This is a genomic window from Marichromatium bheemlicum (assembly GCF_012276755.1).
Lineage (GTDB): Bacteria > Pseudomonadota > Gammaproteobacteria > Chromatiales > Chromatiaceae > Marichromatium > Marichromatium bheemlicum.
Window position 1 is genome coordinate 52,597 of record NZ_JAAXKX010000019.1, and the last position, 9,592, is coordinate 62,188.

Annotated in this window: 7 protein-coding genes; all 7 read left to right on the plus strand. The window is 68.4% G+C overall.

Translation table 11 applies throughout. The features are described 5' to 3' along the window. Positions 1 to 185 precede the first annotated feature (185 nt). Positions 186 to 1,118: a cytochrome c3 family protein gene (locus tag HF203_RS12640; protein ID WP_168670253.1), complete on the plus strand. Its 933-nt coding sequence runs from the start codon at positions 186 to 188 to the stop codon at positions 1,116 to 1,118. After that, on the plus strand, positions 1,115 to 1,759 hold the full coding sequence (locus HF203_RS12645; RefSeq protein WP_168670254.1) for a cytochrome b/b6 domain-containing protein: 645 nt from the start codon (positions 1,115 to 1,117) through the stop codon (positions 1,757 to 1,759). The genes HF203_RS12640 and HF203_RS12645 overlap by 4 nt, the downstream gene beginning before the upstream one ends. Continuing rightward, entirely contained in the window at positions 1,756 to 3,930 is a 2,175-nt protein-coding gene (locus tag HF203_RS12650; protein WP_168670255.1) for a multiheme c-type cytochrome, read from the plus strand. The genes HF203_RS12645 and HF203_RS12650 overlap by 4 nt, the downstream gene beginning before the upstream one ends. Before the next feature lie 63 nt (positions 3,931 to 3,993). Further along, a complete protein-coding gene (gene gloA / locus HF203_RS12655) occupies positions 3,994 to 4,389 on the plus strand; it encodes a lactoylglutathione lyase (protein ID WP_005223330.1) in 396 nt (131 codons plus the stop codon). A 466-nt stretch (positions 4,390 to 4,855) separates the two neighbouring features. Continuing rightward, entirely contained in the window at positions 4,856 to 6,943 is a 2,088-nt protein-coding gene (locus tag HF203_RS12660; RefSeq protein WP_343043921.1) for a tetratricopeptide repeat protein, read from the plus strand. Next, on the plus strand, positions 6,940 to 8,379 hold the full coding sequence (locus HF203_RS12665; protein ID WP_168670258.1) for a TIGR03032 family protein: 1,440 nt from the start codon (positions 6,940 to 6,942) through the stop codon (positions 8,377 to 8,379). The genes HF203_RS12660 and HF203_RS12665 overlap by 4 nt, the downstream gene beginning before the upstream one ends. Before the next feature lie 225 nt (positions 8,380 to 8,604). Further along, positions 8,605 to 9,592, plus strand: a 988-nt coding sequence (locus HF203_RS12670) for an FG-GAP repeat domain-containing protein (protein ID WP_168670260.1), incomplete at its 3' end; no start/stop codon positions are given.

The following is a 9,592-nucleotide window of genomic DNA, read 5'->3' on the forward strand; positions in this document are numbered from 1 at the left end:
CGAATCCGCCTTCTAAGGGGACGAGGGTTTGGGCATGCTGAGTCTCGGCGGCGTATCCCGATCCCTCGTCACCGGGACCGCCGACACGCCGCCCGGGTAACGCGGGCGCGACCTCGTCGCGATCGCGGCAGCAACGACGGGGCGTCGAACCGACGCCCGTACCGTCCGCCACCGACACAGAGATCATGACCCATCACTGCTCACGTCCCCGTCCAACCCGCTGGCTGGCGGGCGCCCTGCTCGCGCTCGTGACGAGCCTGCTCGCCCCCGCAGCGAGCGCCGTCGAGACCGCGCGCGACCACGACTGCCTGCGCTGTCACGCCATGTCGACCCTCGCCTATCGCGAGCCCGACAGCGGCGAGATCCGCAGCCTCGCGCTCGACCCCCAGCAGCTCGATCACTCGGTACACGCCGAACTCGCCTGCAGCGACTGTCACGCCCGTGGCTATGGCCGCTATCCGCACCGCGCCCGGCTCACCGACGAGCAGCTCGGCTGCGTCGAGTGTCACGCCGACGACCCGGCCGACGCCACCTACCGGCTCGACCGCATCGCCGAGGAGTTCGACGCCAGCGTCCACGCCACCTCCGATCACCACAAGCTGCGCCAGTTCGACTGTCACAGCTGTCACGACCCGCACGGCTTCCGTGCCTCCCAGGTCGGCGACGACCTCGGCGCCATCGTGCGTCGCGACAACCAGACCTGTCTCGACTGCCACCACCGGGTGACCGACCCGCTGCGCGGCTCGCACGCCTGGCTGCCGCAGCGCGACGCCCACTGGGCGGCGGTGCGCTGTATCGACTGCCACACCCCGAGCACGCCCCAGGCCAGTCACCAGATCCTCGCCGCCGCCGACAGCAGCAAGCGCTGCGTGGCCTGTCACAGCCGCGACTCACGGCTGCGCGAGGGGCTCTATCGCTACCGCCTCGCCCAGGACCAGGCCGAGCACGGCTGGCTGGCGAGCCTGGTGCGTAACGACGCCTATATCGTCGGCATGAGCCGCAGCCCGCTGCTCGACGCCCTGAGCCTCACCATCCTCGCGTTGGTGGCACTGGTCATCGCACTGCACGGCTATGGCCGTTACCGCCTCGCCCGCCGCCGCAAGGAGAACGACCGATGAGCACATCCCCACTCTACCCACTGTGGCTGAGGGTCTGGCACTGGTATAACGCGGCGCTGTTCCTGGCGCTGGTGGTCAGCGGCGTGAGCATGCACTACGCCGGCACCGCCTGGTTGCTTGGCTTCAACCAGGCGGTGGCGATCCACAACGTCTCCGGGTCACTGCTCGCGCTCGGCTGGATCGCCTTCGTCCTCGCCAACCTCAAGAGTGACAACGGCCGTCACTACCTACCCCGACCGCGCGGGCTGGTGCGGGACCTCTGGGTGCAGGCGCGTTACTACGCCTACGGCATCTTCCGTGACGAACCCCACCCCTTCCACGCCGGGCCGGCGGCCAAGTTCAACGTGCTCCAGCAACTGAGCTATCTCGGCGCCATGTACCTGCTGATGCCGCTCTTGATCCTCAGCGGTCTGGGCTTCCTGTTCTCACCGCAGCTGCCCGAGACCCTGCTGGGCATCAGCAGCCTGTGGCTGGTAGCGATGACCCATGTGCTCACCAGCTATCTGCTGGTGCTCTTCCTGCTCGTGCACGTCTACATCATCACCATCGGCGACAGCCTCACCGCCAACCTGCGCGCCATGCTCACCGGTGAGCACGGCACCTCCGACGACACCCAAGAGACCGATCGGCACGCGTCATGAAGCACGTACTCGCACCCCTACTCCAGACCAGACGCAGGCGCCTCCTGCTCGCCGGGGCGCTGGCGTTGCTCGCGCTCTATCTCGTCTACCGGCTGCTCTACCCGGTGCTGTTCGACGCCTATGTCGGCAAGATCAACGCGCCGCTGGACTACGCCAGCTCGCGTGCGCTCACCGACCAGGCCTTCGAGCGCATGGCACGCGACCTGACCGAGGAGGCACGGCGCGCGCGCGCCGCCGAGCGGGTCGAGGCCGAGGCCGAGTCGGCGTTCGCGCGCGAGGTGCGCATCGAGATGCTGATGAACACCCCCTCGGTGGTCCGCGCCACCGAGCCGAGCCACATCAAATATTTCCGCGAGGCCGGCATCCGCCGCTACGAGGGCCCCAAGACCTGCCTGCAGTGTCACGCCACCATCGAGGTCACCCACGGCGACGGCACCACCTCGGTGGTCGACACCCTCGACGACCTGGTCAACTCGGTGCACTTCAAGTTCCAGAGCGACTCGCCCGGCTTCTCGACCTACGGCTACGACGGGCGCGAGGTCAACGCCCCCGGCGAACGACCGATCCCGGTGGGCAAGATCAACCGCGCCTGCGGCATCCCCGGCAGCTTCTCCTGGACCGGCTGGGCGGCGTTGATCGAGAGCCGACCGGAGCACGCCGAGGGCGAGGTGGTGCTGCGCAGCGAGGGCTGCGGTCAGTGTCACATCGGCGGCAACTACCAGCCGGCCACCGAGAAGATGATGCCGATCGGCGACGTCCCGACCGAGGCCAAGGCCGGAATCGACTGCTTGATCTGTCACGCCACCGACTACGACATGAACCAGCGCTATGTGATCGAGGACGAGCACGGCCTGCGCTGGAACCAGGACCGCAGCATGCGCGCCGCGCTCACCGTCGGCCCGGTAACCAGCGACAACTGTCTGCGCTGTCACCAGCACAACATGGGCGGCGACGCCTATCACGCCAACCAAGCCGCCCAGGCACTCGGCGAGCGTCACCAGCGCCTGCTCCACCAGGGCGCCAAGCGCGGCAACCCGTTCAGCCCCGAGGCCGACGTCCACGCCGCCGCCGGCATCCAGTGCACCGACTGCCACGTCCCCGAGGGCCACAAGATCCCGCGCGGGCGCTTCGGCGTCGACCTGGTCGCCAACGACCTGCCCGACAAGGAGGTCGCCTGCGAGGGCTGTCACAGCCGCGCGCCGCACAACGCCTCCGAGCACAAGGCGCTGCTCAACGGCCATATCGACCGCCTCGCCTGCGAGACCTGCCACATCACCGCGCTCGAGGACAACAACGTAGTGCTGCGCGACTGGGTCCACCCGACCTGGAACGCCGAGGAGGGCATCTACGAGCCGACCGACATCTACCGCTCGGGCGCGCCCGGCAAGGGCTTCACCTATCTGTGGTTCAACGGCAACGGCACCTTCCTCGCCAACGCCCTCGGTAGCAATCCCGACGGCGACGGCAGCTACGACCCGCTGATGGCGCAGATCACCCGCATCGACGACCCCGAGGTCATCGCTGCGGTGCGCGCCAGGGCCGAGGCGCTCAAGGCCGACTATCCCGAGATCGACGTCGAGGCCTATGTCCGCGCCGCCACCGACCCGCTCTCCCAGCTCACCCCCGAGCTGCTCGCGCAGCGCCGCGCGATGATCGAGCGCAACCTGCGCCCGGTGATGGAGCGCGGCAAGAGCCGCATCTATCCGTTCAAGCTGTTCAACGCGATGATGTACGAGGACACCGCCAACCAGGGTCCCTTCGGCGCCATGATCCTGCCCTTCGACTATGCCACCTACTACGCCACCGGCGACAGTCGCGCGGCGGTTGTGCAGGCGCTGCGCGACCCCATCGTCCAGCGCATGTACCAGACCCCGTTCAAGGTCTACATGATGGACGAGTTCATGGCCTACTTCGGCGTGCTCGATGGCTGGACGGCGGACTACCCGCTCGACGAGACCGGCCGGCTCGGCCCCCAGGTCGAACCGCACTGGATGCGCCAGATGGGCACCCTGATGGTCAACCACGGCATTCAGCGCGAGGCCCACGGCTGCGCCGACTGTCACGCCCCGGACGGGATCATGGATTTCCGCGCACTCGGCTACGGCGAGCGCCGCGCCGCCGAGCTCGAACGGCTCGACGGGCTCGACCTCGGGCGCATCGACGAGCACTGACAGGGACCCCTTCCACCACCAACGATCGACGGGCCGCCACCGGGCGGCCCCGAGGAGCCCCCCATGCGACTGCTGCACACCATGCTGCGCACCGGCGACCTGCAACGCGCCATCGACTTCTACACCCAGGTCCTCGGCATGCGGCTGCTGCGCCAGAAGGACTATCCCGAGGGCGAGTTCACCCTCGCCTTCCTCGGCTATGGCGACGAGTCCGAGCACACCGTGCTCGAACTGACCTACAACTGGGGCGTCGAGCACTACGATCTCGGCAACGGCTACGGCCACATCGCCATCGAGGTCGAGGACGCCCAGGCCGCCACCGCCCGCATCCGCGCGCAGGGCGGCAAGATCCTCCGCGAGGCCGGCCCGATGAACGCCGGCACCACCATCATCGCCTTCGTCGAGGACCCCGACGGCTACCCGATCGAGCTGATCCAGGCCGGTCAGGCGATCGGCTGAGCCCCCCACCCCCAGACAGGACCCGGCGATCACGCTCACCAAGGGCGAGCGTGATCTTCTACGCGACCTACCACGCCTAAAACCTGCTAACAGGCATCTGCTTCAGCCTGCCCAGCGCCCAGAATACGCCCTCCCCCCCCCTCGCCCCGGCATCAGGAACCACCGAAGACGGGTCGAGACAGCGGTTCTTGAACATGCAAAAACAGGCGACGCATCGAAGATAGAACCCCGCGCCTTAGGTTATTGCACACGCGACACGATTCGTGAATCACGAATACTCAAGCACTCCCGAGATCAGAACTAAAGAATCGCGTTCGACGGAACACAATCACAGCGCTATCCCACATCCAGAAAAATCTTTCTACAATCAATCGAACTCCAAAGGGATGGAAGAGCTGACATGGACCCTCAGCACCCAGTTCCTTACCCTGTCCCATCCGCCCGGTCGACAACACACCGCCAGCGGATATCGGCCCATCTCGACGCAGCCCGCCAGGCCCGCCGACACGGTGAACCCACCGCCGCCGTCGCACACTTGCGCGCCGTGCTCGAGCTGCAGCCAGGCCATGTCTCGGCACTGAACAATCTCGGCAACACCCTGCAGTCCGCGGGAGACCTCGAGGCGGCACGGGCGTGCTACACCCAGGCCATCGAGCAGGCCCCCGAGCAGGCGATCCTGCACTGCAACCTCGGAGGACTGTGGCAGCTCCAGGGCGACCCCGAACGCGCCATCACCGCCTATCGACAAGCCATCGAACTGCAGCCAGCGCTTCATCTCGGCCACTACAATCTCGCCAAGATCTTGGCCGCACAGGGCGAGTTCGTGGCGGCCGAGGCGGCCTATCGCGAGACATTGCGGCACGCGCCCGAGCACGCCGAGGCCCATCTCGAACTCGGTCAGCTCTACCACGGGTACGGGTTCATGCCCCGCGCGCTGCACCACTATCGAGCGTCACTGCGACTGAAGCCCTCGGCACAGGGCTACAACGCCCTCGGGGCAGCGCTGCAGGAGTGGGGCAACCTGCGCCTCGCCCGCGCGAGCTACCGGCGCGCCCTACGCCTCGACCCGAACTTCGAGCAGCCTCGCCACAACCTGGCCCAACTGCACGAGGCCCTCGGTGACCTGCAAGCCGCCCGCACCGACTACGAGCGCGCCCTGGAGGCCGCGCCGGACAACGTCCGGCTGCGCTACCAGCTCGAGACCATCCGGCGTCGTCAGGCCGACTGGGAGGACGGCGCGGCACGCCGAGAACGGCTGTGCGCGGTCACCGAGCGCTATCTGACGGGCGAGACGCCGGGCGACGACCCCCCGCTGTTGAGCGCGCTCGCCCTCGATCTGCCGCCCGACTGGTATCGGGCGCTCGCCGAGCGCGCCGCGCGCCGGCTGGCACGGCAGGCCAGGGCGTTGAACACCACCTTCGCCCCTCCGGGCGAGCCGGATCCGGCGCGACTGCGCATCGGTTATCTCTCGCCGGACTTCCGCTGTCATGCCGTCGGCACCCTGGTGGCGGGGCTGTTCGAGCACCATCACCGCCCCGAGTTCGAGATCCACGCCTATGCCCTGGTCCCCGGACGAGACGTCTGGACCGAGCGCATCCGCGCCGGCTGTGACCACTACACCGATCTCTCACGCGCCTCCTCGCTCGCCATCGCGCAACGCATCCACGCCGACGGCATCCATCTGCTGATCGACCTGGCCGGCTACACCACCCATGCACGCCCCCTGGTCCTGGCCCTGCGTCCCGCCCCGATCCAGATCCAGTACCTCGGCTACCCCGGCACCCTCGGGGCAGACTTCGTCCCCTATCTCATCGCCGACCGCCACCTGATCCCGCCAGCACACAGCGCACACTACAGCGAGCAGGTGATCCGCCTGCCCAACGCCTGGGCCTGTGCGCCGCTGGAGGTCGGGGAGCCGGGTGAGGGACGGGCCGAGTGCGGGCTGCCGCAGCCCGGCATCGTCTATTGCTGCCACAACGCCATCCACAAGATCGACCCCGAAACCTTCGCGCTGTGGATGCGCATCCTCGCGCAGGTGCCCGACAGTGTGCTGTGGCTGCTCGACGGCGAGCGCACCGGCAGCAACGCGCGCTTGCGCGCCACCGCCGCGGCCGCCGGCATCGATCCACGACGGCTGGTCTTCGCCCCCAAGCGGCCACACGCCGAGTACCTCGCCCGCTACCGCCTGGCCGATCTCTTCCTCGACACCCCGGCCTACAACGCCGGGGCCACCGCCGTCGGCGCACTGTCCGCCGGGCTGCCGGTGCTCACCTGTCCGGGGACGCACTATGCCGCGCGCATGGGCGCGAGCCTGTGTCATGCCGTGGGACTGCCGGAGCTGGTCTGCGACACGCCCGCTGACTATGTCGAGCGCGCCGTCGCCTTCGGGCGCGACCCGGCGCGACTCGCCGCGCTCGGACGACGCCTGAGCGCTGGCCGCGACACCGCGCCGCTGTTCCGACCGGCCGAGTTCGTCACCGCGCTCGAAGAGACCTACCGCACCCTCTGGCACGACTACCGCCTCACCGCCACCGACCCCCGGACGTCGCCATGACCGACCCACGCCCCAGGCTCCAGGCCTCTCCCGGGTTCTGGCACTGGCTCGCGCGCCAGCGCGTCAGTCTTGCCTTCACCACCTATCAGACCAACCGTCTGTTCCTCGTCGGGCGGACACCGGAGCCCGGGCGGTTGGCGCTGCACGAGCGCTTGTTCGACAAGCCGATGGGGCTGTTCTGGCAGCACGACACCCTGACCATGGGCTGTCGCTACCAGATCTGGCAGCTCGACAACCGACTCGCCCCGGGGGCGAGTCACGAGGGCGGCGACCGGCTCTACGTCCCCCGTCAGTGCTGGATCACCGGGGACGTCAACGCCCACGACCTCGTCATCGACGGCGAGGGACGGGTGCTGTTCGTCAACACCGACTTCAGCTGTCTGGCCACCCTCGACCCGGACCACAGCTTCGTCCCACTGTGGCAACCGCCGTTCATCACCCGGCTGGCCGCCGAGGACCGCTGCCACCTCAACGGCCTGGCCCTGCAGGACGGCGCACCGACCTGGATGACCGCCTGCAGCCGCACCGACACCGCCGCTGGCTGGCGCCACCACCGCCACGACGGCGGCTGCGTGCTGCACCTGCCGAGCAACACGGTCGCGGCCACCGGGCTGTCGATGCCGCACTCGCCGCGCTGGTATCGCGACCGGCTGTGGCTGCTCGACTCCGGCAACGGTGCGCTGGGATACCTCGACGAGGGGCGCTTCGAGCCGGTGGCCGACTGCCCCGGCTTCGCACGCGGGCTCGCCTTCCACGGCGACTTCGCCCTGGTCGGGCTCTCGCGACTACGCGAGCGCAGCTTCGGCGGGCTGGCACTCGAGCAGCGGTTCGCCGCCGACGGTCGACGCGCCCAGTGCGGGCTGGCCGTCATCGACCTGGTCCACGGACAGGTGCTCGAATGGTTGCGCTTCGACAGCGTGATCGAGGAACTCTTCGACCTGGTGGTCATCCCCGAGGCGCGTCAACCACGGGCGCTCGGACTGCAGGACGACACCATCGAACGTCTGGTCAGCTTCCCCGGGAGCGCCGGGCTGGTCGCCACCAAGCCGACGCTCAAGCGGCCGGGACAGGGTGCCCCGCCACCGACCGCCGGCCTGCCTCGCGCACCGGCGCACGACCCGGCGATCCGCTTCCAGCAGGTCCACCACCTCACCCCGGACAACCTCGCGCCCTATGCCGCGCTGACTTGGCCGCGGCTCGATCAGCGCTGGCACACACAGCCACCGGACGGCGAAATCGTCGGGGTCTCGGCGGTGATCGACGACGCCCTGATCGGGCTGGCCGTTGCCGAGTGCCGAGCGCCGTCCGATCACGCCGAGCTGATCTCGCTGTTCGTGCTGCCCGAGTACCGCGGACGCGGCGTCGCCCCCCGAATGCTCGCCCATCTGCGCCGGACGCTCGGGGTAGCACTGCGCGAACCCGGGAGCGACGGATGACCCGACCCGTGCCCCCGGACGATCGAGACACCGGACCACGCGGTCATCACGTCATGGGGCTGTCATGGCATGAGCACCGAGGTCACCGGCGCGACGATGCCCCGACCCGACGCCCGGAGACGGGCCGTCAAGCGACCAACCAGCGCGCGACGCCACGCGACCGGACGACCGGCCGATTCCTGATCACGCGCGTATCAATCGCCACTGCTGACACAAGGAGCTGACATGTCGACCCCCAACTTCCTCGCGCCAGAGACCAACCCGCTGGGACTGGACAACGTCGGCGCCTATGCCTCCCCGACCTTCGCCGACATCGATGCCGACGGCGACCTCGACGTCTTCGTCGGCAATAACTCCCGCGAACTCCTGCTCTTCACGAACACCGGCGACGCCAGCAATCCGGCCTTCAGTTCAGCAATCATCAATCCCTTCGGTCTGAGTGATGTCGGCAGCGCTGCCACCCCGAGTCTGGTCGACCTCGACGGCGATGATGACCTCGATCTCGTCGTCGGGAACTGGGGCGGCGACCTCGTGTTCTTCGAGAACACCGGCACGGCATCCGAGGCCGCCTTCGCCTCACCCACCACCAACCCATTCGAGTTGACGAACAGCGGGCATGGTGCCGCGCCCACCTTCGCCGACATCGACGACGACGGGCGCCTCGATGCCTTCGTCGGCAGCTACAGGGATGGACTCTTTTATTTCCACAACACGGGCAGCGCCACCCAGCCGGACTTCGCCGCCCCCTCTGCTTCACCGTTCGGCCTGAGCCGGGTCGACCGCAACGTCAAACCAACCCTGGCCGACATCGACGATGATGGTCGGCTCGACCTGCTCGTCGGCGGCTTCAGCGGCGACATCTGGCTGTTCGAGAACACCGGCAGCACGAGCGAACCGGCATTCGCCAGCGCAGTCAGCAACCCATACGGGTTGACCTACGTCGGCCTCTATAGCTCACCGGCCCTCGCCGATCTCGACGCCGACGGCGATCTCGACGCCCTGGTCGGTAACTCCGACGGTGACCTGCTGCTGTTCCGCAACGGCACCCCGCCCGGCGTCACCCTGAGCCAATCCTCGGTCGAGGTCACCGAGGGCGGTGCCACCGCCACCTATACCCTGGTCCTCGACACCCAGCCCAGCGCCGACGTCACCGTCACCCTCGACACCACCAACGATCAGGTGGGGGTCGATCAGACGACGCTCACCTTCACCC

Bases quoted from the DNA above. Each gene is read 5' to 3' on its own strand.
- HF203_RS12640 (WP_168670253.1), top strand. From the start codon at position 186: ATGACCCATCACTGCTCACGTCCCCGTCCAACCCGCTGGCTGGCGGGC.
- HF203_RS12645 (WP_168670254.1), top strand. From the start codon at position 1,115: ATGAGCACATCCCCACTCTACCCACTGTGGCTGAGGGTCTGGCACTGG.
- HF203_RS12650 (WP_168670255.1), top strand. From the start codon at position 1,756: ATGAAGCACGTACTCGCACCCCTACTCCAGACCAGACGCAGGCGCCTC.
- gloA (WP_005223330.1), top strand. From the start codon at position 3,994: ATGCGACTGCTGCACACCATGCTGCGCACCGGCGACCTGCAACGCGCC.
- HF203_RS12665 (WP_168670258.1), top strand. From the start codon at position 6,940: ATGACCGACCCACGCCCCAGGCTCCAGGCCTCTCCCGGGTTCTGGCAC.